Origin of the sequence: Synechococcus sp. R6-10, from assembly GCF_047461815.1 — a bacterium.
Taxonomy (GTDB): domain Bacteria; phylum Cyanobacteriota; class Cyanobacteriia; order Thermostichales; family Thermostichaceae; genus Thermostichus.
The window spans coordinates 1-810 of record NZ_JANSHW010000669.1 but is presented as its reverse complement, the minus strand read 5'-3'; the positions used below and the strand labels follow the sequence as shown (position 1 = coordinate 810).

Below are 810 nucleotides of genomic sequence, written 5' to 3'. Positions count from 1 at the left end.
CGTGTAGGCGTAGATCCGGTGGGGCTGGTTCCAGCCATAGGCGTAGCTGCGGGACAAAGCCTGCAGGGTGTTGTCGGCACTGCGGCCATAGACCACCAGGGAAGAACCCTCTCTCGCCGGCAGGCCAAAGCGGGCTAGCCCCTCTGCATCGGTGGTGGCTGTCAAGGGATCCCCCCACTCCCCGAAAACTTGGATCTGGATCCCGGCCAGGGGACGCAGCTCCCGCAGGTGCACCGCCTGCACCACCAACTGGCTGGCATCCTGCTTCTGGATGAGGCCGAGATCGCTCACCAAAAACCAATGGTCGGAACGGGGCAAGGGTGCAGCCGCATTCAGCGGCTCCCGGCCCTCCGCCTCCACCCAGTAGGCCCCCGGCGGCAGGATCCCCAGCTCCAAGGTTTGGGCTGTCCACCCCTCTCCCGCTCGTCGTGGCACCGGCTGCTGCCAACTGCGCACAAGCTCCCGCCGCAGGGTGGGATACAGAGCCGGATCCAGGGAGCCATAGCCAGCATCCGCCAAATCCCGCAAGAGAGGGGATCCCTGCAGCTCTGTCAGGGAAAAGCGATAGAGGCTGAGCTGCACCGAGCCCAGGCTGGTGGCCCGCCACTGCAGCCGCGCCGGTTCTGCGGTCGTGAACACCTGGCTGGTGCTGTAGAGATAGAGACCGGGGGGGACAAGCTGAGGGCGCAAGGTGGGGATCCGAACCGTTGCCCCCTCCCGCACCAGAACGGATCCCTGGCTGCCCACCGTTTCCAGGCCGGATCCCTGCACCGTCACCTGGTATTCCCCAACAGGCAATCGATCCAAGCG

General features: G+C 65.8%; 1 pseudogene. It reads right to left on the bottom strand.

The features are described from left to right. Positions 1–810 (bottom strand): annotated as a pseudogene (locus tag NW837_RS15185) (alpha-2-macroglobulin); the annotation flags it as partial.